This is a genomic window from Type-E symbiont of Plautia stali, from assembly GCF_059731115.1.
Genome location: NZ_AP035906.1, coordinates 1,633,851 through 1,658,956, shown reverse-complemented (window position 1 = coordinate 1,658,956; position 25,106 = coordinate 1,633,851). Strand labels below are relative to the sequence as shown.

Here is a 25,106-nt window from a genome sequence, read left to right as displayed (position 1 = left end):
ATTACTTGGTGATAACCTTGCGACCGCGGTAGTAACCATCCGCAGTGATATGGTGACGCAGATGAGTTTCACCAGAAACTTTATCTACTGACAGAGCTGCGGTGGTCAGCGCATCGTGCGAACGACGCATACCACGCTTAGAACGGGTTGGTTTATTCTGTTGTACGGCCATGGACCTTACTCCTATTACTTACGCTTTAAACTGGCTAATACGGCAAAGGGATTTGGTTTTTCTGCCTCTTCAGGCAACTTGCCAAATACCATGTCCGCGTCGGACACTTCACAGTGTTCAGAATCATGCACCGGAACTACAGGCAGCGCGAGGATGAGTTCATCTTCGATAACTGCCAGCAAGTCGATTTCGCCGAAATCATTGATATCAACTGGCTCGTAAGCTTCCGGCAGTGCCTCGGCCTGCTCATCAGAAGAGACAGGACTGAAGCAATAGCTTAAGTGGACAGCATGCGGGAATGACTGGTTGCAGCGTTGACACGACAATGTCACCTGCACATCAGCTGTTCCTTGCAGAACCGCTAAGCGCTGGTTGTCAATCGCAAACGACATGGTGCATTCCACATCACTGTCCACACTCACGACCGTTTCGGCCAGGCGCGCCACCAATTCAGGTGCATACACACCTTGGTAATCAAGGCGCTTTTGCGCGGCGCGGGCCAGATCGATCGTCAGGGGTAATTTTACCTTTTGCATAGGGCGCGCATATTAACTTTGTAACGTCATAGAGTCAAAGAAAAAGGCCGGTTTACAGCATCTTTCACCCGTTAGTCGCATCCAGTGCGGCGCATAGTTTAAAATGCCTATCATCTTTACGCTATCTATTCTGAAAAAAAATCATGACACCGTTAATTCTGGCCTCCACTTCCCCATTCCGTCAGGCCTTGCTGAGCAAGCTTGGCCTGCCTTTTATTGCTGTTGCGCCCGATTGCGACGAGACGCCGCAACCGAACGAAACCGCACCGCAGTTAGTGCAACGCTTAGCACTGGCAAAAGCCCAGGCGCTAGCCGCTCAGTTTCCACAAAGCTGGATAATTGGTTCCGATCAGGTCTGCGTGCTTGATGGCAACATAACCGGAAAACCGCATACGGTGGAGAATGCCTGCCGGCAACTGGCTGCGGCCAGTGGCAAAGTGATTACGTTTTATACCGGGCTCGCCTTGATTCAGCCACAAACGGCACAACAGCAGGTGGTTTGTGAACCGTTCAACGTACATTTCCGTCATTTAAGTCAGGCAGAAATTCGTCACTATGTGGAAAAAGAGCAGCCGTTGAATTGTGCGGGCAGCTTTAAAAGCGAAGGTATGGGGATTTGCTTGTTTGAGCGGCTGGAGGGGCGCGATCCCAATACGCTGATTGGATTACCGCTGATAGCGTTAAATAAGATGCTGATCAAAGTGGGCATCAACGCGCTGGGTTGATGCCCGGAAAATCAGGCTTTTTTCTGACGCAACTGCGCCAGGCAGTGTTTCAGCGCATTATCCAGCGGCGCTTCCATTCGCAGGACTTCCCCGGTATTCGGATGGGTAAAGGTCAGCGCTGCAGCATGCAGGAACAACCGCGCCAGGCCCGTTGACGCGAGCTGACGATCAAAGTCCCGATCGCCATAGCGATCGTCAAAAGCGATAGGATGGCCACCATGCAGCGTGTGCACACGGATCTGGTGCGTGCGCCCGGTCACCGGACTGGCTTTTACCAGAGTGGCGAAACCAAAACGCTCTTCCACTTTGAAACGGGTCTCGGAGGGCTTGCCTTCCGCACTGACGCGCACCACGCGCTCACCGCTTTGCAAAATATTTTTCAGCAACGGTGCCTGCACCGCTTTCAAATGTGAAGGCCAGTCACCGCGCACCAGCGCCAGATAATCTTTCTGCATGCCCTTTTCACGTAACTGCTCATGCAGCGAACGCAGCGCAGAACGTTTTTTTGCCACCAGCAAAATACCGGAAGTGTCGCGGTCAAGACGATGTACCAGTTCGAGGAAACGGGCTTCAGGACGCAGCGCGCGCAGACCTTCAATCACACCAAAGCTAAGACCGCTACCCCCGTGTACGGCGGTACCTGATGGCTTGTTCAGCACCAGCAGATGATCGTCCTCATACAGGATGGCATTCGCCAGCGCGGCAACCTTATCGAGTTTCGGTGATACCGCCTGCTCTTCACGCTCGGCCACACGCACTGGCGGAATGCGCACTTCATCCCCCGCCTGCAGCTTATACTCGGGTTTCACGCGTCCTTTATTCACGCGCACCTCGCCTTTACGCAAGATGCGATAAATCATACTTTTCGGCACGCCCTTGAGCTGAGTGCGCAAAAAGTTATCAATACGTTGTTCGGCATTTTCAGCCGTAATGGCGACATAAAGTACGCCGGGATTCTCTGTTTTCATGGCGGCGATTCTAAATAGTGTCCCTGGATAGCGCCACCCCTTTTTCTGTGCTTAACTCTCTCTTTGTCGCGCGGACAAAAGGTCATAATGATGACTTTTTCACCGATGCGATGTTAAGCCCTGCAAATGAACAGGTTAAGGATGCACAAACTTCACAGCTCGGCAAAAGTCGCCTTGCTATATGTGAGTGAGCAATGGAATAATGCAGGGGTTTCTGCCCTGGAAAAATTCAGGCAGGAAAAAAGAGCGAAATAAGTCATTTTGCCGGATTGAACGGACACGCAGCAATGGCGTAAGACGTAATGTTAAATCAGGCACTTAGCGGGCTGCGGGTTGCAGCCTGGACGACAGACTGGGATGTGTGGATTTCTGAATTTTCTATAGCTATTCCACCTTCAGGCGCTGTTTTTCCTTATGAAAAACAGGCCACCGACAAGATTTGCGCCCCTTTAGCCGACGACAGCCGTGAGGTTGACGTCAGTGCATTAAGACACGGGGCCATCGGTTGATTCTCGTCCAGGGTAACGATGCCCGCAGCTACATCACTCATGTGAGAATAACGAGTAAGTCACGATGAAAAGAATGTTAATTAACGCATCTCAGCAGGAAGAGTTGCGCGTTGCCCTTGTTGACGGCCAACGTCTGTACGATCTGGATATCGAAAGCCCCGGACACGAGCAGAAAAAAGCCAATATCTACAAAGGTAAAATCACCCGTGTTGAACCCAGCCTCGAAGCGGCATTTGTCGATTACGGTGCTGAACGCCACGGTTTCCTCCCCCTGAAAGAAATTTCCCGCGAATACTTCCCTGCTAATTACAACGCACATGGCCGTCCTAACATCAAAGAGGTGTTGCGTGAAGGTCAGGAAGTTATCGTGCAAATCGATAAAGAGGAGCGTGGAAATAAAGGTGCAGCCTTAACCACCTTCATTTCTCTGGCCGGTAGCTATTTAGTCCTGATGCCGAATAACCCGCGTGCCGGGGGTATTTCCCGCCGTATTGAAGGTGACGATCGCACCGAACTGAAGGAAGCGCTGTCCGCACTGGAACTGCCAGACGGTATGGGTTTGATCGTGCGTACCGCAGGCGTTGGCAAATCTGCCGAATCACTGCAGTGGGACCTGAGTTTCCGATTGAAGCACTGGGAAGCGATCAAAAAAGCCGCTGATAGCCGCCCTGCCCCGTTCCTGATCCACCAGGAAAGCAACGTCATTGTACGTGCCTTCCGCGACTATCTGCGTCAGGATATTGGTGAGATTCTCATCGATAACCCTAAAGTGCTGGAGCTGGCCCGTCAGCATATTGCTGCGCTCGGACGCCCGGACTTCAGCAGCAAAATCAAACTGTACACCGGTGAAATTCCGCTGTTCAGCCACTACCAAATTGAGTCGCAGATTGAATCGGCATTCCAGCGCGAAGTGCGCTTGCCTTCCGGTGGCTCAATTGTTATCGATAGCACCGAAGCGCTGACCGCCATCGATATCAACTCCGCCCGTGCAACACGCGGTGGCGACATCGAAGAGACGGCATTCAATACTAACCTCGAAGCGGCTGATGAAATCGCTCGTCAGTTGCGCCTGCGCGACCTCGGCGGCCTGATTGTCATCGACTTCATCGACATGACACCGGTTCGACACCAGCGCGCGGTTGAAAACCGTCTGCGTGAAGCGGTTCGTCAGGATCGTGCACGCATTCAAATCAGTCACATTTCGCGTTTCGGTCTGCTGGAAATGTCGCGTCAGCGTCTTAGCCCATCATTGGGTGAATCCAGCCATCACGTCTGCCCACGCTGTAGCGGCACAGGCACCATCCGTGATAACGAATCGCTCTCGCTGTCTATCTTGCGTCTGATTGAAGAAGAAGCGCTGAAAGACAACACCAAAGAAGTGCATGCGATTGTACCGGTGCCCGTCGCCTCTTACCTGCTGAACGAAAAGCGTGATGCAGTCAGTGCGATCGAGAAACGCCAGGGTGGCGTGCGTGCCATCATCGTGCCAAACGATCAGATGGAAACGCCACATTACTCTGTGCTGCGCGTGCGCAAAGGCGAAGAGACGCAGACACTGTCTTACCACCTGCCGAAACTGCATGAAGCCGAAATGGCGCTGCCTTCGGAAGAAGAGCATGCCGAACGTCGTCGTCCTGAGCAGCCAGCTCTGGCCGCCTTTGTGATGCCTGATGCGCCGCCTGCGCCGGTTGAAGTGGAAAAAGAGAGCCGTAGTGCGGTTAAAGCGGATGCAAAACCGGCAGCTGCCGCCGCGGCACCTGCCGTTGCCAGCACTGGCTTAGTCGCTCGTCTGTTGAGCGGTTTGAAAAAACTGTTTGCTGGCGATGCGCCTGCTGCTGCACCTGTTGAAGCTAAACCAGAAGAGAAAGCCGCTGAAAGTGAGAATAATCAGCAGCGTGGCGACCGCCGTAACAACCGTCGTAGCAATAATCGTCGCGATCGCACTCCGCGCAACGGTGAAAATGCTCAGGGTCGCGAAGGCCGTGAACCGCGTGAAGCGCGTGAGCCACGCGAATCGCGTGAACCACGTGAAGCCCGCGAGCCGCGTGACAATCAGGAAAATCGCCGTAACAAGCGTCAGAACGAGCCTCGTGGTGAACGTCCAGCGCTGACCGATGAGCAGCTGCAGCAGCGTGATGAGCAGCAGCAACAGCGTCGTGAGCAGCGAGCTGAACGCCAGCGTCGTCGTCAGGATGAGAAACGTAATCAGCAGCAGGATCAAAAAGCCGCTGAAACCGTTGCTCAGACCGAAATCACTGATGAAAACGTTGCGCAGGAAGAAGAACGTGTGCAGGTCATGCCACGCCGTAAACAGCGTCAACTGACCCAGCGCGTGCGCGTGGATGATACTGGCGAAGTGGCGGCAGCCATCCCAGCACCAGCAGCCACGGAAGCGGTTGTGGAAAATGCACAGCGCACTGCATTCAATGAGCAATCTGAAGTCGCTCAGGATGAACAGGATGATAACGAGAACCGTGATAGCGCCAACATGCCGCGTCGCTCACGTCGTTCACCACGTCATCTGCGCGTGAGCGGCCAACGTCGTCGTCGCTACCGCGATGAGCGTTACCCAACCCAATCTGCCATGCCGCTGGAATCGGCTGCCTCTTCTCCAGAGATGGCATCCGGCAAAGTCTGGATTACCTACCCGGTTACCCAGGCCCACGATCAGTTCTCCTCTCAGGAAGCGCTGAACGAAATGCCTGATTACAGCTATCAACATACCGGTGAAGCGGACGCACTGCCGGTTGCGGCAGCAGCAGAACAGGTTACTCAGCCAGCAGCGCAAGAGGCTGTTCATCAGTCTGAGCCACAGGCACACACTGAAGTGCCGGTGGTGAACACCGATGACCTGACCCCAGTCGCTGCGCCTGTTAACGAAGAGCCTGCCGTGATTTCTGCCGCTGTTGAGCAGATTGCACAACAAACCGCTGCTGAAGCCGTACCGGCCGATGAAGTGACAACGGCACCGGCTGACACGGTCATCGCTAATGAAGTTGAAGATATTCAGGCTGAAGTTGCACCCGCTGCGGAAGTTGCTGCTGCATCGTCTGAAGTGGCACCGGCTGCGACGCCTGCATCGACTGAGACAGTTTCTGCTACTGAAGTGACACCAGCTGAGGAAGTCCCTGCTGCGGAAATTACCGCACCACAGGTCAGCGAAGCCGTGGCTGAGCAAGCGCCTGCTGAAGTTCAGCCTGCTGTTGCAGCGGCTGAGCAAGCGCCTGCTGACGTTGAGCCTGCTGTAGCAGCGCAAGTGGAAGAAGTACTGGCTGCACCCGTGGCTGCTGAAGCGCCTGCTGCACCGGTTACTGAACCGCATGCTCCTGTTGCTGCACGTGATACCGCAGTGAGCAACGCTGATACCCGCTGGAAGCACCACGCCACGGCGCCAATGACCAAAGCACCTGCTCCGGCATGGGAGCCAGAAGTCGTTCGTCACAGCGATTGGGTTCGCCCACCGTTTGACTTCGAAGGCCGTGGCTCTGCGGGCGGCCATAGCGCCACGCATCAGGCGACGGCACCGGCAACACGTCCGGAAAGCGTTTAAGTCTTAGTCGCTAATCAGCGTTAACAAAACCCCGACTGGTTCGGGGTTTTTTATTGCCTGTCGATCCTGCTCTGCCGCAATGACTCGTGATGATCTGGCAGAGTAGAAAAACCGACCGCTGCGCCGCAGGAGGCAGGTGCGAAGAGGTGGTGATCTGGCAGAGTACACAAACAGACCGCGGCTCCGCAGGTGCCAGGTGCGATGAACGGTGCGACGAAATGACAGGCAAAAAAAATCCCACGGCCCCAAAAGGCGGTGGGAGAAACTAAGCGCGCCCGGTTTAAGCACGCTCAAATTTTCAAGTCAGATCTTATGAATTTAGCTGGAACAGTGACATCTTCGACATATCAGTGAAGGTCTTGTAAGAGGCTTGCAGTGCTGTCTGTTGCATGGTGTAGCTGGAAATGGCGGAGGTGTAATCGACATCTACCAAATCACTCATTTGCGAGGTCATGATAGTATCACGATCGTCACCCTGCGCATTCAGCGTGTCGAGTTCTGACAGCTGTGTACCGACTGCAGAACGCACGGTCAAAACGTTGTTCAGTGAATTACTGAGGCCACGGTTGGTTTTATCCATCGCATCCTGGAACGTTTGTTTGGTCGCATCATCCGCATTGTCTTGTGGCACTTTAAGGGCCGCAATGGCGCTGTCGAGCATATTAAAGACATTGGTCTCGCTCGCCGTTCCATCTGGTTCAGCTTTCGCATTGCTGGTAATCGACATGAACACAGAAGAGCCCGTGCTGCTCACATCCATAGTGCGGCCTTCATCGACTTTCTGCGTGATAGCCTGATCGCCGCCCACATAGCTCACGCCAGTGCCGGCAGTATCGGTGAATGGTGCCGTATCGGTTTTGTAACCGGCGAAAATATAGCGACCATTACCATCCTGGCTGTTGGCCTGATTGAGCAACTGGGCGCGAATACCTTCCAGTTGGGTGGCGATAGAGGCACGGTCGTCATCGCTAAGTGTGCCGGTAGAGCCATAAACGATCAGGGTTTGTGCATCCTGAATGCTACTGGTCGCGCCTTTAAGCGCATTCTCTTCCATCGACAAGCTTTGATCCGCGAAACTACGCGCGGTCGCGTATTGGGTACTTTTCGCCTGAGACTGCGACAGCACCACGGCACGAGAAGCCGCAATGGGATCATCAGATGGGTTGTTAACACGACGACCGCTGGAAAGCTGTTCGCCCACTTTTAACCAGGAAGATTGCGAGTCAGTAATCCCGCGCACCTGCTGGTCAAAAATCATATTGGTACTAAGACGCATGGTTTTTATCCTCTATGCTTAGCCGCGGATGTCCATCAGCGCGTTGAAAATCGTGCTGGCGGTTTGCAATACCTGCGCATTCGCCATATAAAACTGCTGATATTTGGTCAGGTTGGCGTACTCTTCATCAAGGTTCACCCCTGAGACCGACTGCTGACGGTCGGTAAGCTGATCGACCACGTTTTTCTGCGTGGTACTGGCCGTTTCCAGTGTGCTGGTTTTGTTACCCACCGTGCTGACGATGCTGGCATACGCTTGCGCAATCGTTGCGTTGCCGTTAACCAACTTCGCATCCTGCAAATCCAGCATTTTTTGGGCGTTGGTGTTGTCACTTTCGCCACTGGTCGCACTGGATGCAGCAGCGATTTGCGATTCATCCGTGATAGCCACAGACATACTGCTAATCACGTTCTGGACCGGTTTTACCAGGAAACTATCTTTATTATCAGGCGTACCGGTAACGGTTAATTTCAGACCATCAAAGCTCAGTGTGCCGTCTGTCGCATCAGGCGTAACGCTAAATTTCACGTTGTCAGACAAGCGAGTCACAGACCAGGTACTGCTGGCGCTGTCATAGCTCATGGAGTAGTTTGAGGCTTTAAGCGCACTGGTATCAGACCATTCTGCGGTCACCGTTGCAGTGGACGTATTCTTGCTGTTACTCACTACGTTCGGTGAGCCGATGTTGAAGAATTTCGTGCCCAGATCGCCGTTACTGTCATATCCTGCAGTTTGCACGGCGTTAAAGCTGGTGGTGAAGGCTGCCGCTAACTGGCCAAGCTGATTCTGTGCGGTATCTAAATCCTGCGTGCGGAACGCCAGCAAACCACCCAGTGAACCGGTCGTCAGGGTTTTTTCAGGAATTTCGACATTACCTGCTTGCTTGTCGACATAACCAACAGTGATACGCGAGTTATCGGCGCTGGAAGGCATCGCGACCAAATTAGTCGAATTTTTGCCGTTAACCAGAGTGACACTCCCCATCGAGACGATATAGCTACCATCTTGCTGAGAGACGTTTACCCCAACGATGTTATTAAGGTTGTTCACCAACTGATCGCGTTGATCCAGCAGATCATTCGGTGCAGCACCGTTGCCGGTGGTCAGTTTTGCAATCTGGGTGTTGAGATCGGCAATCTGGCTGGTGTAGGTATTAATCTGGTCAACGTTAGAGGCAATGTCCGTATTCACGCTGGTTTGCATGTTATTCAAGTACTGCGCCGTGGTCTGGAACTGATTGACCAACCCCTGTGCATAGCTCAGCATTGATTGACGTGCAGACGGATCGTTTGCATTACTTACCACGTTTTGCACATTGGTAAAGAAGCTTTGAATCGACGTTGAAAGGCTGGTGGTCGATGTCGACAGCAGGTCATCAATGTTTGAAATCTGACTGTATTGGGTATTCACCGCGCTGTAATTGGCATTGGATCCGCGCAACTGAGCAGTAACAAACTCATCATATTCACGCTGCACGCCAGACAGCGTCACGCCATTGCCATAGTAGCTGTTGCCTTGTAGGGTGCTATTGGCCTGCGACAGAATGGTGGTCTGACGTGAGTAACCCGCTACCGTGTAGTTGCTGATGTTGTTACTGGTGGTGCTTAATGCGGCCTGTGCGGCGCTCAGCCCACTCATCGCTGAGTTAATTATGCTGGACATCTCGGTTCCTTTATTTCCCGTTAACCGGGCTGGCAGTCATCAGTGCGATTGGGCGGGCTAAAACGCCCGCAGCTTATGATGGTTATCGGCGTGCTTAAGTGAAACTTGAGGTAAAAAATCAGAACAAATCGGTGATATCCTGGCTGTACGCCTTCACGACTTTCTCGCCCATGTTTCTGAATTGCTGGATCATTCCCACCAATTTCTGCGCATATTTCGGATCGGTGGCGTAGCCCGCTGCCTGCAGGGCTCGTGCGCCCTGCTCCGGCGTTGCGGCATTGGCAACGGCGGCATAGCGCGGGTTATTGGACAGCAGTTTGACGTAGTCGCTGAGGGCTTCCATATAGGAACCATACACACGGAAGGTGGCACGCACTTTCTTCGCCACGCCACCTTCATATTCGGTGGTCATGATGTCGGTGGTTGCGCCCTTCCAGTCACCACCGGCCTTAATGCCAAACACGTTGTAGCTCGGCTTGCCGTCGCGCGTCAGAATCTGGCGTTGTCCCCAACCCGATTCCAGCGCCGCCTGGGCAAGGATCAAGTGATGTGGAATACCACTCTGCTGACTCGCAGCCTGCGCGGGTTGGGATAACTGGGCAATAAAGTCGTTGCTATCCGCTGGGAAACTGGACGGCGAGACCGGCAGACGCGGCACCGCTTTGCGTACCATCTGCTCCAGTTGGTTGGAAGGCAGATTGCTATAAATGAAGCTGTTATCCAGCTTCATCGGTACCGTGCCAGCGGTTTCATCAGGCTCTTGCGCGGGCTGCATCTGTTTGACGATCAAATCCGCCATACCCAGCCCGCGTTTACCGATTTCCTGCGCAATCTGCTGATCGTACATTGAGGTGTACATCTTCGTTGAGTCGCTGCTGAAGATGCCATCCTGCGGCAACGCTTCACGCATGCTCTTCAACATCATCTGTACGAACATTCCCTCAACCTGTTTTGCCACCTGCAGCGCCTTCCCTTTCGGGTCGGCGGCTGCTTCGCGTTTCAGGTTGTTCAGTGAGCGGCTGTCATAGGCCGCACTCATCAGCGATTGCGTATCGGTCATCAGATGATTTCCAGTTTGGCGCGCAGACAGCCTGCACTTTGCATCGACTGCAGAATCGACATCAGCTCAATCGGCGTTGCGCCCAGGGCGTTAAGGGCACGGACCACGTTATTAAGGTTGGCGCTGGCGTTAACACGCTGCAAGGCTCCGCCGCTCTGGCGCAAGTCGATCTGCGTCTGCGTAGTCGCCACGGTTTGTCCACCGGCGAACGGCGTGTTCGGCTGGCTGACGTTCTGCTGCTGATTCACTGTCACCGACAAGTTGCCTTGCGCCACAGCACAGGTATTGAGCGTTACCTCGCGGTTCATGACCACCGAACCGGTACGCGAGTTGATGATGACTTTGGCATCTTCAACCGGCACAGAAACGTCTATATTCTGGATTTCTGACAGCAGGCGCACCTGTGAACTGTTGTTGGGTGAAACGCGAATCTGCACGGTACGCGCATCGAGTGGTTGCGCTGAACCCACGCCACGGCTATTAATCGCATCGGCAATACGCTGCGCCATGGTGAAATCTTCAGTATTCAGTTGGAGATTGATGGTGTTTTGGCTGCCAAAGTTACTTTGCAGCTCGCGCTCTACCGTTGCACCATTAGTAATGCGGCCACCGTTTAGCTGGTTAACCTGCACACTGCTGCCGCCTGCAGATGCACCTGCACCGCCCACCAGAATATTTCCCTGCGCCAGCGCGTACACCTGGTTATCAACCCCTTTCATCGGCGTCATTAACAGCGTGCCACCGCGCAGGCTTTTGGCGTTACCCAGCGAAGAGACCACTACGTCAATATTCTGCCCCTGTCGTGCAAACGACGGCAGCTTTGCCGTGACCATAACCGCCGCCACGTTTTTCAGCTGCATATTGGTGCCGGTGGGCACGGTGATACCGAGCTGCGACAGCATGTTGCTTACCGTCTGGGTGGTAAACGGGGTTTGCGTTGTCTGGTCACCTGTCCCATCAAGCCCCACCACCAGGCCGTAACCGATCAGCTGGTTTTCGCGCACGCCCTGTACGGATGTCAGATCGCGAATGCGGTCAGCCTGGGCCATCAGACTGACACTGAGCAGCAGGCTCAGGCTCAGACGCAGCAGAGTGTTCATTTTCATCATTACCTCGATTACATCGGCGACACGTTCAGGAAGAAACGCTGGAACCAGCCCATGGTTTGCGCCTCATTGATATACCCGTTTCCGACATACTCAATACGTGCATCGGCCACCTGCGTTGACAACACGGCGTTGCTGGCGCTGATGGTGCGTGGGTTAACCACACCGGAGAAGCGAATAAATTCGGTTCCCTGGTTAATTTCGATCTGTTTTTCACCGACCACGCGCAGGTTGCCATTCGACAACACCTGATTCACGGTGACGGTGATGGTGCCGGTAAAGGTGTTATTGGCCGTTGCGCCACCTTTGCCAGCGAAGTCATTTTTGCCATTGGCATCCAGTCCGGCTTTCTCACCGGCGGCGCCGACCAGACCGCTCAGGCCGGTTGGCACAGTGCTCACGCCAAAGCTGTTGCTGCCATCGCGGCTCGCATTGGCTGAAGAACTTTTGCTGGCGCTGACATTTTCTTGCAGCGTAATCGTCAGAGTATCGCCAATGTTACGTGGACGGCGGTCTTCGAACAGCGGCTGATAGCCATAGTTCAGTGGCGCAACGCCCTGGAAAATGGAACCGTTTACCACTGGCGGTGCGGAAGGCGTGGGTTCTGCCGTTGTTGCACCCTGCACCAGAGGCGTACGCGGGACTAACGCACAACCGTTTAATGTCAGTAGCAGCGTGGCTACTAACCAATGCCCAGGCTTGAGAATCACTTGCTTCGCCACGGAGTTCTGACCTTATTCATGTTCTTAATCGGGCCAGCCAGGCTGGCCCAACGGCCCCAGATTAAACCTGGGTTAATTTCTGCAGCATCTGATCAGAAGTGGTGATCGCTTTGCTGTTGATTTCATAAGCACGCTGCGTCTGAATCATGGTGACCAACTCTTCCGCCACGTTGACGTTAGAGGTTTCAACATAACCCTGATACAGCAAACCAGCGCCGTTCTGCCCTGGCGTACTCTGCGTCGCCGCACCGGATGCCTGCGTTTCCTGATAGAGGTTTTCACCCAGGCTATCGAGGCCCGCATCGTTCATAAAGGTGCTCAGCGTCAACTGTCCCACCTGCGCTGGGTTGGTCTGCCCCTGCTGCGTCACGCTCACCACACCGTCACGCGAGATGGTGATGCTGGTGGCGTTCGCCGGAATAGTGATCCCAGGCTGAACCGGATAGCCGGCGTTGGTCACCAGCTGACCGTTCTGGTCTACCTGGAATGAACCGTCACGCGTATATGAAGAGGTACCGTCTGGCATCTGCACTTCGAAATAACCCTGACCGTTGATCGCCACGTCTTTTGAGTTGCTGGTCTGCGACAGGTTGCCCTGGGTATGCAGACGCTCGGTGGTCACTGGGCGCACACCGGTACCAATCTGCAAGCCTGAAGGCAATGTGGTCTGTTCTGATGACTGCGTGCCCGGCTGGCGCAGCGTCTGATACATCAGATCTTCGAACACGGCACGCGAACGTTTAAACCCGTTGGTTGAAACGTTCGCAAGGTTGTTCGAAATGACGTCCATATTGGTTTGCTGGGCGTCAAGGCCGGTTTTAGCGATCCATAAAGAACGAATCATGTTGTTTTCCTTACGCCTTAGCTGCTCATGTTGAGCAGTTGATTGGCTTTTTGTTCGTTTTCATCGACGTTAGTGATGACTTTCATCTGCATCTCGAAACGTCGGGCGTTGGCGATCATGTCGACCATGGTTTCCACTGGCTTAACGTTACTGCCTTCCAACACACCTGGCATGACTGCGACCGTTGCATCAGGAGCTAAAGCCGCACCGCGTGTCGCCTGCGTCGCCTGAGTCGGACGGAACATACCGTCGTCGCCACGCTGTAACTCTTTGCCCGTGGCTTTCACCAGCTTCAGCTTGCCAATCTGCACCGTGGCGTTGGGTGCATCACCCGCATTACGCGAGGTGATGGTACCGTCAGCCGCGATGGTCAGTTCAGAGCCTTGCGGAATGGCGATTGGACCGCCATCGCCCATTACGGGATTGCCTTGAACGGTCAAAATACCGGTCGAGCTGATCTGCATGTTGCCGTTGCGGGTATAAGCCTCAGAACCGTCAGCGGTACGCACCGCCAGCCAGCCATCTTGCTGCACGGCCACATCCAGCGGACGACCGGTGTTGTCCATTGCGCCGGGCGTCATATCGGCACCCGGTGTTGAAGCGGCAACCAGGGTGCGCGTTGGCAGCGACCAGCCGTTGACCGGCACCGCGCGCAACGCGTTGAGCTGGGCGCGGAAGCCCGGCGTTGAGGCGTTGGCGAGGTTGCTGGCAGTCACCGATTGCTGTTCCATCGTCTGACTGGCGGCGCCCATCGCGGTATATATTGCGTGATCCATAATGCAATCCCGTTAGCGAATTAACGTAAGTTGATCAGGGTGTTGAGGATCTGATCCTGCGTTTTAATCGTCTGGCTGTTCGCCTGATAGTTACGTTGTGCAACGATCATGTTGACCAGCTCTTTACTCAGATCGACGTTGGAGGCTTCCAGTGCACCTGAAGTCAGTGAACCGTAAGTGCCGGTATTCGCGAGACCGATGGCTGCCTGACCTGAAGAGTTAGTCGCTGACCAGACGTTATCGCCTTCTGACTGCAAACCTTCCGGGTTAGAGAAGCTAGCCAAAACGATTTGACCCAGCAGCTGAGTTTTCTGGTTCGAATAGGTACCGGTGATGGTGCCGTCATCGTTGATGGCGTAGCTGGTCAGGTCGCCCGGCGCATAACCATCCTGAGTGGGGTTTCCGAATGAAGTGGTGCCGGTGTTTTGTTGCTGGCTTCCAAGTACGCTCAGCGTGATGGCCTGATTAGCCGCAGCACCATTAGCTCCCTGAATCGTCAAGCCAACAGTGGTTGCACCTGGGGTAGTTGTCCCGCCGCTTGTGATTGATTGCAGCTTACCGTTGGAGTCGAAGGTCATGGAGAAATCACCTGCTGACGTTCCAGTCGTGGAATCAATCGCGTGCACATCCCAGTTGTTATCGCTGGTTTTCACATAATAGAGGTCGAGTGCATGATCGTTACCCTGTGAGTCATACACAGTGATGGTGCTTTTGGCGTTGTAGCTATCGACGTCTGACGAGCTGAAGGTTGCCACAGTTGGCACGCTATCTGTGGAGTTCAGGTTAGAAACCAAACCTGCTGTGGTTGTCGCGCGCGCCGACATCTGTGTCGTCGGTACGCTCAATGCCACCGGGTTTGCACCCGTCTGAATCGTCGGCGGTGTACCGGTTGCCGGATAGCCGGTCACGCTCATGCCCTGGGTATTCACCAGGTTACGGTTGGCATCCAGCGTGAACTGACCGTTACGAGAGTAGTACACGCTACCCGCGGCATCGGTCATTCGGAAGAAACCGTTACCGCTCAGTGCCACGTCCAGACCACGGCTGGTTGAGGTCGTGGTACCGTCGTTGAAGTTCTGAATAACCGCAGCGACCTTAGTACCCATACCGATATTTGAACCAGCAAACATATCCGCGAACGAAATGGTGCTGGATTTGAAACCCGCGGTCGCGGAGTTGGCGATGTTGTTACCAATGACATCCAGGTTACTGGAGGCCGCATTCATACCACTGACAGCTTGAGAAAAAGACATAACGTGTCTCCTGCTAAAATTGAATTAGAGAATCTGACGAACTTCATCAAGAGTGGCGGAGCCCATGGTGCCGAGGTCCAGTTTTGAGGTGTTATCCACCGTACTCACGCCATTCACGTAAGCGTAATTAAGCGGTTGTGCCACCAATTGTGTGCTGCCATTACTGGCGGCAATTGATACAGAATATTTACCATCAGCCACTGTCGTGCCATTCGCATCTTTGCCGTCCCAGGAGAAGGCGTGAACGCCGGACGTCAATGCGCCCAAATCGACAGTGCGAACCACAGTGCCGTTCGAATCTTTGATGGTCGCGGTGGTGGCGGTAGAGGCCGTGCTCAACTCCACACCGAAGGGTGTCGTGGTACCACTGCCAACCAGGATCTGGCTGCCATCAATCATCACACCATGCCCAATCAGCGTCGTACTCTGCAGTGACTGGCTTGTAGTGAGCTGACCAGAGATAGAACCCAATGTGGTATTCAGCTTCTCAATGCCGCTCAGGGTGTTAATTTGCGCCAGCTGAGTGGTGAGCTGGCTGTTGTCCATTGGGTTGGTGGGATCCTGGTTCTGCAACTGCGTCACCAGCATGGTCAGGAACTGGTTCTGCAAGTCCTGAGCACTGTTTCCCGTCCCTGTTGAACTGGAAGAACTCAGTACCGTTGGGTCAAGATTGGCATTAACGCCGACTGCTACGCTCATGTTCGTGCTCCGTTATTGACCCATCGTCAGGGTTTTCATCATCATTGATTTCACCGTATTCAACACTTCGACGTTGGCCTGATAACTGCGGGACGCTGACATGGTGTTAACGGTTTCTGATACGACATCGACGTTTGGCATCTTGACGTAACCCTTCTCATCCGCCATCGGATTACCGGGGTCATACACCAATTTGGCCGGGGTAGGATCGTTCACCACGCCCGCGACTTTGACGCCACCGGTCGCCGCGCCAGGGGCGGCATCGGTCTGGAATATCACCTGTTTTGCCACATAAGGCTGGCCATCCGGCCCGGTGACGCTGTCGGCGTTGGCCAGGTTACTGGCACTGACGTTGAGGCGCTGTGATTGCGCGGTCATCGCAGAACCGGCGATATCAAAAATATTCAGCAATGCCATGGTTATTGCCCCTGCAGAACGCTCATCATGCCTTTGATTTGGCTACTGATGAGGGTGAGATCGGTTTGGTATTTCAGGCTGTTATCAGCAAACTGCGTACGTTCACGATCCATATCCACGGTGTTGCCATCCGCGGCAGGTTGATCGGGAATGCGGTACATCAGGTCCATGGATGGCTGAGAGTTGGTTTCAGCAGCGATGTGGCGTGAAGAGGTGACTTTCAGCGCCATGCTGCTCCCCTCCGCGCGACCATTTTCCATCACCTTGCTCAGCTGGCTGGCAAAGTCGATATCCCGCGCCTGGTAGCCCGGGGTATCGGCGTTGGCAATATTGGACGCCAGGATTTCCTGGCGCTGAGCACGCAGATTTAACGCTTCTGTACCAAATCGCAGCGCGGCATCGAGTTTGTCGAGCATGCTTCCTCCGCGAATGAGAATTTCGAGCTGACAGCTTAAGTGGACAAATGCAAGGGTGATCGTCTGAATAGCAGCAAAAATCACGGCTATTTTTGACATTGAATTTTTCGCGCGAAGAGTAGACTCAGGCCATCTTCTCGACAGGAGGCGTTTATGCGCAGTTCTTTATCTTTGCTGGCCACGTTGTTGTTGGCCTTCGCGCTGCCCGTTCATGCGGCGGACCTGACCGCACAGTTAACGCAGTTTTTTAAAGCGCGCGATCCGCAACATGCCGCGGGGATGACCGTGGTGGTGCGCACGCCCAAAGAGCAGTGGCCGACCTGCGAGGCACCGGCGTTACAACTGCCGGGCAACAGCCGCCAGTGGGGTAATCTCAGCATTGCCGCCAGTTGCGATCAGAATCGTCGTTTCCTGCAAGTTCAGGTACAGGTGACCGGTCAGTATTTAGTTGCCAGCCATCAGGTCGCCCGTGGCAGTACCCTCGACCCGAATGATTTCCGTCTCGAGACCGGGCGTCTGGATGAACTGCCTCCGCGAGCCCTGTTCGATAACAACAGTGTGGCCGATGCGATTGCGCTGCGCGACATCCCGCCTGGACAGCCGGTGACCGCAATGATGCTGCGTCAGCCCTGGCGGGTCAAAGCAGGACAAAATGTGATGGTGGTAGCCAGCGGAAACGGGTTTAATGCCAGTAGCGAAGGACGTGCGCTGAACAACGCCAGCGCGGCACAAATGGTGCGCGTGCGCATGGGAAATGGTCAGGTTGTCAGTGGGCGCGTCGACGCGGATGGGAATATTCTGATATCGCTATAAAGCGTTAAAGAACCTTGTTGTTCTGCCGATAGAGATATCAACAAAGACATTACCCTATGCTGACTCAGTTGACTGACCCTCAGCTGACCTTACAGGAGCACGACCATGAGCATCGACAGAACGCAGCCTTTAATTCCGGTGAGCACTGTACAATCCCGCGACACCAACGATAACAACGGCAAGGTGCGCCAAAACGTGACTGCTTCAACCAACGCCAGCACCAGCGAAAGCGGTGCCGAAGTGAAGTTGAGCACGGCTCAGGCGCAGTTAATGCAGCCGGGCAGCAAAGACATCAACACTGCACGTGTTGAACAACTGAAAACCGCTATTCGTAATGGCGAACTGAAAATGGATACCGGTAAGATCGCCGACGCGCTGATCGCCGATACCAAGGCGTATTTAGAGGGTAACTAATCCCAATGGACAATCTGCTGACCACCTTAGATAAAATGCAAGACGTGCTGGCTTCACTCACTGTGGTGATGGATGAAGAGCAACAGCAACTGTCTGCCGGCCAGGTTAATGGCAACCTGTTGCAGCGCATATCAGAAGATAAAAGCGCGCTGCTGACGACGTTGAATTATCTGGACGACATGCGCCGAAATACCGAAAAATCACTCGGTACTCAGGCGCCCTATGATGGTCACAGCGATCGTGAACGCCGCTGGCAGAGCATTCAGCAGCATACCCGCCGTTTGCGCGATACCAACACTCATAACGGTATTCTGCTGCAGCATCAAATCAGTTTCACCAATGATGCGCTCTCGGTACTGAAACCGCACCAGACTCAGGCGTTTTACGGTCCCGATGGATTAGGCAAAGGTCAGTCGACGCTCAGCCGCAAAGGTTAATAAAGAATAATCCCGCCGAGGCGGGATTTTTTTATGCCAGCGTGCGGCGGGCAAAATCTCTCGGGCGGAAGCCCAACAGACCCAGCATGACAAAGTAAGCACCACCGCCAATAGCACAGACTGCAGCCAGACGCAGTAACCGCCACCACATCTGCCCTTCTTCCCAGGCCGGCATCACATGCAGAATGCCCAGCAGCGCTGCTGCCATGACCACAACCGCAATCATCAGACGCACCAGGAAGCTAAACCAACCCGGCTGCGGCTGGAAGATATCCTGTTTACGTAATTGCCAGTACAGCAGCGCGGCATTCAAACAAGCCGCTAATCCAATCGACAACGACAATCCGGCATGTTTGAGCGGGCCGATAAACGCCAGGTTCATCACCTGCGTCATGATCAGCGTCACAATTGCAATCTTCACCGGGGTCTTAATGTCCTGACGCGAATAGAATCCGGGCGCCAGCACTTTGACCACAATCAGCCCCATCAATCCTACCGAATACGCCACCAGCGCACGCTGCGTCATGGCGGCATCGAACGCGGTGAATTTACCGTACTGGAACAGCGCCACGGTCAGTGGGCCAGAGAGGATGCCGAGGGCAACGGCGCTCGGCAGGGCCAACAGGAAGCAGAGGCGCAGGCCCCAATCCATCAGACGCGAGTACTCATCATGATTGCCGCTGGCGAAACTCTTCGCTAACGATGGCAGCAAAATCGTGCCCAGTGCGACACCCAATACGCCCGACGGGAACTCCATCAAACGGTCAGCATAGTACATCCACGACACTGAACCCGAGACGAGGAATGAGGCGAAAATGGTGTTGATGATCAGGGATATTTGGCTCACCGATACGCCAAGAATCGCCGGTCCCATTTGGCGCATGACGCGCCATACGCCGGCGTCACGCAGGTTGAGGCGCGGCAACACCAGCATGCCGATTTTCTTCAAGTGCGGCAGCTGGTATAACAGTTGCAACACCCCACCGACCACCACAGCCCATGCCAGCGCCATCACCGGTGGATGGAAATGCGGGGCAGCAAACACCGCAAAGCCAATCATGCTGATGTTTAATAACGTCGGCGCAAATGCCGGAACCGAGAAGCGATTCCAGGTGTTGAGTATCGCACCGGCCAGCGACGCCAGGGAGATCAGCAGAATATAAGGAAAGGTAACGCGTAGTAGCGAACTGGTCAGCGCGAATTTATCGGCGGTATCAGCAAATCCGGGCGCAGTGACCATAATCACCCAGGGCGCGGCAATCATGCCGAGCACCGTCACCACCGCCAGCACCAGCGTCAGCAAGCCGGAAACGTAGGCCACAAATACGCGTGTGGCCTCTTCGCCCTGCTTGCTTTTGTATTCGGCAAGAATGGGCACAAACGCCTGAGAAAAGGCGCCTTCCGCAAAGATACGGCGCAGCAAATTGGGCAGTTTAAAGGCCACGAAGAAGGCATCGGTGGCCATACCGGCACCGAAAACGCGTGCCACTATGGCATCACGGGCAAAGCCCAGCACGCGGGAAAAAAGGGTCATCGAACTGACCGCAGCCAGCGATTTCAACAAATTCATTTTGAGTGGCGCATCCTGAAAAGTGTCGGATAAATGAGCAACTTAGCGCGGACATCTGCTGATGTCCGGCGATAGTCTACTGCCACTGCGGGAAATGACCAGCATTGAGTGTTACAAGGGGTTATTCCTGTTCGGCATCGCGCCACAGTTTTTCCACCAGACGCTGCGCCGCCAGCGCCTGTTCACCGCTGGTTTCAGGCATCGTCTGATTTTGTACGCACTGGATAAAATGCTGTGCCGCACCGCTGAAACCACGCTGAGCAAGATGGCTTTGCCAGGAGGCTACCGGGTCGGTACGTAAGCCGCCGAGGTTCTCCTGCTGCCAGTCACGCATCTCATTAATTTCGATGTAGTCACCGTCGCAGATGGCGCTCACCACTTCGCGCTGTGTGCCGGCGCGACGATGCATACTGGTGGTGATTTGCAACGCTCCCGCCGAGAAGTGATGTTCGGCGTACAGCATCGCCCCCTCCTCATTGGTTTCAATAAAGCCCTGCTCACGCGTGAGTTTGCCCCCTGCCAGCCACAGCGCCGTATCCACCACGTGCAGGTAGTCATCCAGCAGAGTAAAGCGCAAATCCCCTGGACCCACGCTATCCGCGCGATGCTTCTCAATACACAGTGAAGCCGCTCGCGGCATTTCCGCTTTCAACTGTTGATAGCGTGGCGCAAAGCGACGATTAAACGCCACCATCAGTTTACGTTTGCGCTTCTCTGCCAGTGCCACCAGCGCTTCCGCCTGCTGCAGGGTTTCGGCTAATGGTTTATCCACGCAAACATCTTTGCCCGCCAGCAGCAGCGCCTGCACCACTTCAAAATGACTGGCGGTGCTGCTGTGCACAAAGACCGCATCACTGGCGGCTGCCAGCGCGTCCAGCTGACTGAAATATGGCATGCGGTAGCTGTCGCAAATCGGCTGGGCTTTAGCCTGATTCGGCGAAAACGCCCCTGCCAGCTGCCAGTCGGTGGCGTGCGACAACACGGGCAACCAGGCTTTTTGCGCGATGCCGCCTAATCCAACAATACCGATACGTAGCGTCATGTTATTGCTCCTTCTGCAACAGGTGCTCCAGCTGGGATTGCAGCTGAGCCACCTGTTGTTCCAACTGCGCAACCCGGCTGACCAAATCTTCACTGTCCATCTCATCCGTGCTCGCGGCGGGTGCTTCAGCCACATCGCCGCCGAACAGATGCATATAACGGCTTTCGCGTTTACCCGGCTCACGTGCCAGACGCACCACCATCGGGCCGTCATCACGGGTGATTAAGCCGTTCAACGTTTGCTCGACCTCATTCATATCGCTGAACTCATGCAAACGTCCACTACGGGTACGTAGCTCACCCGGCGTCTGTGCGCCGCGTAAGAACAGTAGCGTCAGCACCGCCACTTCTGCGCTGTTAAGCTGCAAATTACCGAATGCAGAGTTACAGAAGCGCTGTTCATACTTACTGACGCGTTGACCGAACCCGTTATTGGAGGTGGCCAGATGCTTTTTCACCAGCTCATCAAGCTGAGATTGCACCTCCATTTCACTCAGGTTCATCACCGGTTCACGGTTGGATTTTTGATTACAGGCAGTGACCACGCCGTTAAGGGAAAGCGGATATTGATCCGGAGTAGTGACCTGTTTCTCTAACAGGCAACCGATCACACGCAGCGCCTGCGCGGATAAAGCCATCTTCATGCGGTTTTCCTTTTATTGTCCACGACGATCCGCGGTCCACTCCTGCCACGTCAGCGCGGTCAGCACGTGATCCTGCCAGCGTCCATCAATCAGCAGGTAATCTTTGGCATAACCCTCTTTCTCGAATCCGAGACGCGCCAGCAAATCACCGCTGCGCTGATTATGCGGCATATAGTTAGCCATAATGCGGTGAATGCGTTGCTGCCGCTGCATATAGCGAATCGCTGACTGCAACGCTTCAAACATCATGCCTTGCCCCTGCCACTTCTCGCCTAATGAATAACCAAGGTAACAGGCGTGAAATGAACCGCGCAGCACATTGCTAAAATTGGCGACACCGCGCACTTCATGCTCTTCCGGGTCCATCAGCACAAAATAGTAGGCTGAGCCCTGTTTGTGCATATCCGCGATCAGTCCCAGGCGTGCCTGCCAGCCCGAGGGATAGCAGTGGCTCTCGTCGCGCACCGGCTCCCAGGGTTTAAGAAAGACGCGGTTCTCTGCATAATAATCTGCCAATCGCCAGGCATCGCGCTCGTGAACTAAACGGACCACCAAACGATCGGTAGTCAGGCGCACGCGGGGTCCAGCGGAACGATAGCCAAACATCATGACTCCTGAAATCCATAACTTTAAGAAAGATGTACGCCTGAGGCGATACTTCTCACTATAACCGTCCCTTTCACTACGGTAAAACCCTCAAGACCCTGCCACGCAATTCATCCTTATCCAGGATTAATTTTTCTGCGGATTCGATGAAAAAATATCATCCTGGATACGCTGTCTTTCCCGTCAGCGCAGGCGGAAAATAGACCAACTGGTCACTTTTCTCTTCTCTTGCTCAGGATTAAGCATGTCTCGGGTAGCGCGGGCACGACGCCTCGGTAAAACATTCCTCTTAGTCGATAACATGTTGGTGGTGTTAGGCTTTTTCGTGGTATTTCCACTGATTTCTATCCATTTCGTTGAGCAACTGGGCTGGGCGGCGTTAATGGTGGGTATCGCGCTGGGTTTGCGTCAATTTGTACAGCAGGGGCTAGGCATTTTCGGCGGCGCGATTGCGGACCGTTTTGGCGCACGTCCGCTGATTGTGACGGGCATGCTGATGCGCGCAGCCGGATTTGCCTGCATGGCGCTGGCGCATCAACCCTGGATGCTGTGGCTGGCCTGTTTGCTTTCCGGCCTCGGTGGCACCTTGTTTGACCCGCCCCGCAGCGCCATGGTGGTAAAACTGGTGCGCGCTCGTGAGCGTGGTCGCTTCTTCTCGCTGCTGATGATGCAGGACAGCGCGGGAGCGGTGCTAGGGGCGCTGATTGGCAGTTGGTTGCTGGCGTGGGATTTCCGCCTGGTGTGCTGGGTGGGTGCAGCGGTGTTTGTCGCTGCGGCGATATTTAACGCCGTGTGGCTACCGGCGTGGCGCATCTCAACGGAACGCATTGCGATGCGCGAAGGTATGCAGCGTGTCTGGCAGGATAAACGTTTTCGCCTCTATGTGCTGACGTTGACCGGCTACTACATTCTGGCCGTGCAGGTCATGCTGATGCTGCCGGTGATGGTGAATCAGGTGGCTGGTGCGCCGGCCGCCGTGAAATGGATGTACGCCATCGAAGCCATGCTGTCGCTCAGCCTGCTCTATCCGCTGGCCCGCTGGAGCGAAAAACGCTTCCGCCTGGAAACCCGGCTTATGGCGGGTTTATTCCTGATGACCTTTAGCCTGCTACCTGTCGGCATGACCCAATCTCTCCCTTCGCTGTTTTTGTTAATCGGCGTGTTCTACCTGGGGTCCATCATCGCCGAACCGGCACGCGAGACGCTCAGCGCATCGTTGGCCAGTTCTCGCGCGCGGGGCAGTTACATGGGATTCAGTCGTTTAGGTCTGGCCATCGGCGGTCTGATTGGCTACTCCGGTGGCGGGTGGATGTTCGACATGGGCCAGCAATTGGCTCTGCCTGAGCTGCCCTGGATGTTGCTGAGCAGCGTTGGCATCATCACCCTGCTGGCCCTGTGGTGGCAGTTCCAGCCGCGCCCGGTGGCACCGATCATCTTCAGCAGCTAGTTTGCCCCTTCGGATGATCTCTTCCATACTTCCCGCACGTCCGAAAAAAGGGTGACCTCCGTCACCCTTAGATTTACACAGGAGAAACGGGATGAAACTCTACATCTACGATCACTGCCCTTTCTGCGTAAAAGCACGCATGATTTTTGGCTTAAAGAACCTGCCGGTTGAATTGATCGTTATGCTCAATGACGATGAGCAGATGCCAAAAAAACTCATCGGGCAGAAGATGGCGCCCATTCTGCAAAAAGCCGATGGCAGTGCGATGCCAGAGAGTATGGACATTGTCCGATTGGTGGATAAGCAGGATCGCGAGCCGCTGCTTAATGGTAAAAACAACCCCGCCATCAGCGAATGGCTGCGCCGCGTTAACGGCTATATCAATAAGCTGCTGATTCCGCGCATCGCTGATGCCTCGTTTGCGGAATTTGCCACGCCGGAAGCGCGGAGTTACTTTCGTGAGAAAAAACAGGCCAGCGTCGGAGATTTCACTGAGCTGCGTAAACACGCGCCCGGGCTGATAAAAAACATCAGTGATGACCTGCGCCAACTCGATAAGCTCATCGTCAAACCCAATGCCGTGAATGGCGAACTGTCTGAAGACGATATCAATCTGTTTCCGCTCCTGCGTTCGCTCACCTTAGTGGCTGGCATCGAATGGCCGAGTCGCGTAGCGGATTACCGCGACAATATGGCGAAGCAAACCCAGATTAACCTGCTCTCTTCCATCGCGGCATAGCCCCGTCCGATGAGAAACGCTGCGGCGTTTCTCATCCCTCTCCTGGTGACACCTGGCCCGGTTTCAGGCAGGCTATGGCTGTTTTGCCGTATCGTTCAGGATGAGGATCTATGAAAAAGGCGATGTCTGGGCTATTAGCCCTGTTTTTAGCCGTGCTGTTGAGCGGCTGTAATCAATTGACGCAATACACCATTAGCGAACAGGAAGTGAATCAAGCGCTGCAGAAGCGCAATAACTTCGAAAAAGACGTCGGCGTATCCGGGCTGGTCAATGCACACATCGTGCTCAGCGATCTCACCAGTCAGATTGGTCGTGAAGAACCCGGTAAGATTACCCTCTCCGGCAAAGCAAACATCAATGTCAGCTCGCTGTTTGGTCCGCAGCAGGCTGAGATGCAGCTGAAGATGAAAGCGCAGCCGATTTTCAATGCGCAGGAAGGCGCGATTTATCTGCATGATATTGAAATTGTCGACGCGCAAGTACAACCAGAAAAGATGGCGTCCATCATGAAAACACTGACGCCTTATCTTAATGAGTCTCTCAAACGCTACTTCAATGAGAAGCCTGCCTATGTGCTGAGCGAAGACCGTAGTAAAGGGGAAGCACTGGCGAAGAAATTTGCCAAGGGTATTGAAGTGAAACCGGGACAATTGGTGATTCCGTTTACGGATTAACCTCAACCACCGCACCTTCGGGTGCGGTTT

Annotated in this window: 27 protein-coding genes; 9 read left to right on the top strand and 18 right to left on the bottom strand. The window is 54.4% G+C overall.

Annotation, left to right across the window (positions count from 1 at the left end):
- Position 1 precedes the first annotated feature (1 nt).
- Positions 2–172, bottom strand: a complete 171-nt coding sequence (rpmF, locus tag AC6I8L_RS07575) for a 50S ribosomal protein L32 (RefSeq protein WP_007885783.1) — start codon at positions 170–172, stop codon at positions 2–4.
- Positions 173–186: 14 nt separating this feature from the next.
- Positions 187–708, bottom strand: a complete 522-nt coding sequence (gene yceD, locus AC6I8L_RS07570) for a 23S rRNA accumulation protein YceD (protein ID WP_058959586.1) — start codon at positions 706–708, stop codon at positions 187–189.
- 143 nt (positions 709–851) lie between these two features.
- On the opposite strand from yceD, the gene AC6I8L_RS07565 reads away from it, so the two are divergent.
- On the top strand, positions 852–1,433 hold the full coding sequence (locus AC6I8L_RS07565; protein WP_167347095.1) for a Maf family protein: 582 nt from the start codon (positions 852–854) through the stop codon (positions 1,431–1,433).
- Positions 1,434–1,444: 11 nt separating this feature from the next.
- Here AC6I8L_RS07565 and rluC read toward each other — a convergent pair whose 3' ends face one another.
- A complete protein-coding gene (gene rluC / locus AC6I8L_RS07560) occupies positions 1,445–2,401 on the bottom strand; it encodes a 23S rRNA pseudouridine(955/2504/2580) synthase RluC (protein WP_058959588.1) in 957 nt (318 codons plus the stop codon).
- Between the two features lie 302 nt (positions 2,402–2,703).
- Between rluC and AC6I8L_RS07555 the strand changes: the two genes are divergently transcribed.
- Together AC6I8L_RS07555 and rne are read left to right on the top strand one after the other, a co-directional pair.
- Positions 2,704–2,910: a hypothetical protein gene (locus AC6I8L_RS07555; RefSeq protein WP_141399045.1), complete on the top strand. Its 207-nt coding sequence runs from the start codon at positions 2,704–2,706 to the stop codon at positions 2,908–2,910.
- Positions 2,911–2,974: 64 nt separating this feature from the next.
- Positions 2,975–6,460: a ribonuclease E gene (gene rne, locus AC6I8L_RS07550; RefSeq protein WP_058959589.1), complete on the top strand. Its 3,486-nt coding sequence runs from the start codon at positions 2,975–2,977 to the stop codon at positions 6,458–6,460.
- A gap of 310 nt (positions 6,461–6,770) precedes the next feature.
- On the opposite strand, the gene flgL is transcribed toward rne, so the two are convergent.
- The 11 genes from flgL to flgB all read right to left on the bottom strand — a co-directional run bounded on the left by flgL (position 6,771) and on the right by flgB (position 16,691).
- On the bottom strand, positions 6,771–7,736 hold the full coding sequence (gene flgL / locus AC6I8L_RS07545; protein WP_058959590.1) for a flagellar hook-associated protein FlgL: 966 nt from the start codon (positions 7,734–7,736) through the stop codon (positions 6,771–6,773).
- Between the two features lie 18 nt (positions 7,737–7,754).
- The gene (flgK, locus tag AC6I8L_RS07540; RefSeq protein ID WP_034830682.1) at positions 7,755–9,398 is read right to left on the bottom strand and encodes a flagellar hook-associated protein FlgK; all 1,644 of its coding nucleotides are present in this window, start codon (positions 9,396–9,398) and stop codon (positions 7,755–7,757) included.
- 118 nt (positions 9,399–9,516) lie between these two features.
- On the bottom strand, positions 9,517–10,458 hold the full coding sequence (gene flgJ, locus AC6I8L_RS07535; protein ID WP_058959591.1) for a flagellar assembly peptidoglycan hydrolase FlgJ: 942 nt from the start codon (positions 10,456–10,458) through the stop codon (positions 9,517–9,519).
- On the bottom strand, positions 10,458–11,564 hold the full coding sequence (locus AC6I8L_RS07530; protein WP_058959592.1) for a flagellar basal body P-ring protein FlgI: 1,107 nt from the start codon (positions 11,562–11,564) through the stop codon (positions 10,458–10,460). Before AC6I8L_RS07530 ends, flgJ begins: the two co-directional genes overlap by 1 nt.
- An 11-nt stretch (positions 11,565–11,575) precedes the next feature.
- Entirely contained in the window at positions 11,576–12,286 is a 711-nt protein-coding gene (locus AC6I8L_RS07525; RefSeq protein WP_034830679.1) for a flagellar basal body L-ring protein FlgH, read from the bottom strand.
- 61 nt (positions 12,287–12,347) lie between these two features.
- Positions 12,348–13,130 carry a flagellar basal-body rod protein FlgG gene (gene flgG, locus AC6I8L_RS07520; RefSeq protein WP_034830678.1) on the bottom strand — a complete coding sequence of 261 codons (783 nt, stop codon included), beginning with the start codon at positions 13,128–13,130 and terminating at the stop codon, positions 12,348–12,350.
- Between the two features lie 17 nt (positions 13,131–13,147).
- Positions 13,148–13,906, bottom strand: a complete 759-nt coding sequence (locus tag AC6I8L_RS07515; protein ID WP_058959593.1) for a flagellar basal body rod protein FlgF — start codon at positions 13,904–13,906, stop codon at positions 13,148–13,150.
- Between the two features lie 20 nt (positions 13,907–13,926).
- The gene (gene flgE, locus AC6I8L_RS07510) at positions 13,927–15,159 is read right to left on the bottom strand and encodes a flagellar hook protein FlgE (protein ID WP_034830674.1); all 1,233 of its coding nucleotides are present in this window, start codon (positions 15,157–15,159) and stop codon (positions 13,927–13,929) included.
- Between the two features lie 24 nt (positions 15,160–15,183).
- Positions 15,184–15,858, bottom strand: coding sequence for a flagellar hook assembly protein FlgD (gene flgD, locus AC6I8L_RS07505; RefSeq protein WP_034830672.1), 675 nt, complete (start codon positions 15,856–15,858; stop codon positions 15,184–15,186).
- A gap of 12 nt (positions 15,859–15,870) precedes the next feature.
- On the bottom strand, positions 15,871–16,275 hold the full coding sequence (gene flgC, locus AC6I8L_RS07500; RefSeq protein WP_034830669.1) for a flagellar basal body rod protein FlgC: 405 nt from the start codon (positions 16,273–16,275) through the stop codon (positions 15,871–15,873).
- A gap of 2 nt (positions 16,276–16,277) precedes the next feature.
- Positions 16,278–16,691, bottom strand: a complete 414-nt coding sequence (flgB, locus tag AC6I8L_RS07495; protein ID WP_034830667.1) for a flagellar basal body rod protein FlgB — start codon at positions 16,689–16,691, stop codon at positions 16,278–16,280.
- Between the two features lie 153 nt (positions 16,692–16,844).
- Between flgB and flgA the strand changes: the two genes are divergently transcribed.
- From flgA to flgN, 3 genes are all read left to right on the top strand, one after another.
- Positions 16,845–17,504: a flagellar basal body P-ring formation chaperone FlgA gene (gene flgA, locus AC6I8L_RS07490; RefSeq protein ID WP_058959594.1), complete on the top strand. Its 660-nt coding sequence runs from the start codon at positions 16,845–16,847 to the stop codon at positions 17,502–17,504.
- A 105-nt stretch (positions 17,505–17,609) separates the two neighbouring features.
- Complete coding sequence (flgM, locus tag AC6I8L_RS07485; protein WP_034830662.1) at positions 17,610–17,918, top strand: flagellar biosynthesis anti-sigma factor FlgM; 309 nt, start codon at positions 17,610–17,612, stop codon at positions 17,916–17,918.
- A gap of 5 nt (positions 17,919–17,923) precedes the next feature.
- Positions 17,924–18,355, top strand: a complete 432-nt coding sequence (gene flgN / locus AC6I8L_RS07480) for a flagellar export chaperone FlgN (protein ID WP_058959595.1) — start codon at positions 17,924–17,926, stop codon at positions 18,353–18,355.
- Between the two features lie 31 nt (positions 18,356–18,386).
- Here the strand turns inward: flgN and murJ are convergent, their stop codons facing one another.
- The 4 genes from murJ to rimJ all read right to left on the bottom strand — a co-directional run bounded on the left by murJ (position 18,387) and on the right by rimJ (position 22,216).
- Positions 18,387–19,925: a murein biosynthesis integral membrane protein MurJ gene (murJ, locus tag AC6I8L_RS07475; protein ID WP_058959596.1), complete on the bottom strand. Its 1,539-nt coding sequence runs from the start codon at positions 19,923–19,925 to the stop codon at positions 18,387–18,389.
- A 121-nt stretch (positions 19,926–20,046) separates the two neighbouring features.
- Positions 20,047–20,967: a Gfo/Idh/MocA family protein gene (locus tag AC6I8L_RS07470; RefSeq protein WP_058959597.1), complete on the bottom strand. Its 921-nt coding sequence runs from the start codon at positions 20,965–20,967 to the stop codon at positions 20,047–20,049.
- 1 nt (position 20,968) lies between these two features.
- A complete protein-coding gene (locus AC6I8L_RS07465) occupies positions 20,969–21,610 on the bottom strand; it encodes a DUF480 domain-containing protein (RefSeq protein ID WP_034820121.1) in 642 nt (213 codons plus the stop codon).
- 12 nt (positions 21,611–21,622) lie between these two features.
- On the bottom strand, positions 21,623–22,216 hold the full coding sequence (gene rimJ, locus AC6I8L_RS07460; RefSeq protein ID WP_034820126.1) for a ribosomal protein S5-alanine N-acetyltransferase: 594 nt from the start codon (positions 22,214–22,216) through the stop codon (positions 21,623–21,625).
- 244 nt (positions 22,217–22,460) lie between these two features.
- Between rimJ and mdtH the strand changes: the two genes are divergently transcribed.
- From mdtH to AC6I8L_RS07445, 3 genes are all read left to right on the top strand, one after another.
- On the top strand, positions 22,461–23,663 hold the full coding sequence (gene mdtH / locus AC6I8L_RS07455) for a multidrug efflux MFS transporter MdtH (protein WP_034820128.1): 1,203 nt from the start codon (positions 22,461–22,463) through the stop codon (positions 23,661–23,663).
- 91 nt (positions 23,664–23,754) lie between these two features.
- Entirely contained in the window at positions 23,755–24,402 is a 648-nt protein-coding gene (gene grxB / locus AC6I8L_RS07450) for a glutaredoxin 2 (protein ID WP_058959598.1), read from the top strand.
- 110 nt (positions 24,403–24,512) lie between these two features.
- Entirely contained in the window at positions 24,513–25,076 is a 564-nt protein-coding gene (locus AC6I8L_RS07445; RefSeq protein WP_038647632.1) for a lipoprotein, read from the top strand.
- Positions 25,077–25,106 lie beyond the last annotated feature (30 nt).